This is a genomic window from Aquicoccus porphyridii, from assembly GCF_008369105.1.
GTDB classification, from domain to species: Bacteria; Pseudomonadota; Alphaproteobacteria; order Rhodobacterales; family Rhodobacteraceae; genus Aquicoccus; species Aquicoccus porphyridii.
Map to the genome: position 1 here is coordinate 1 of NZ_VINQ01000123.1, position 461 is coordinate 461.

The window sequence follows — 461 nt, forward strand, 5'->3', positions numbered from 1 at the left end:
ACGACAGCCTGACCGGCCTGCACAACCGGCGCAGCTTCAACCAGCACCTCGACCGCCTCTGGCGCCAGGCCCAGCGCGAACAGAAGACCCTGGCTCTGCTGCTTTGCGACGTCGACCATTTCAAGGCCTATAACGACCGCTACGGACACCAGGCTGGCGATGCGGTCCTGCAGCGCATCGGCGCGGTGTTCGAGGCGAATGCCAGGCGTCCGCTGGACATGGCGGTGCGCCTGGGCGGCGAAGAGTTCGCCCTGTTGCTGTACGGCGCCAACGAGCACGAGGCGAGGCTGCGCGCGGAAGCGCTGCGCGCACAGGTCCAGGCGCTGCGCATGGAGCACGAGGCGTCGGACACGGCGCGCGAAGTGACCCTGTCGGTCGGCGTGTCCTGCCTGTGGCCGACCCCGGGCAACGACCTGAAGCGCCTCTACGATCTCTACGAGCATGCCGATCGCGCGCTTTAC

1 protein-coding gene is annotated in these 461 nt (G+C 67.9%); it reads left to right on the forward strand.

What is annotated here, in order from left to right:
* Positions 1-461 (forward strand): diguanylate cyclase (locus FLO80_RS23855; RefSeq protein WP_149187144.1); only part of this gene is annotated, 461 nt, incomplete at both ends.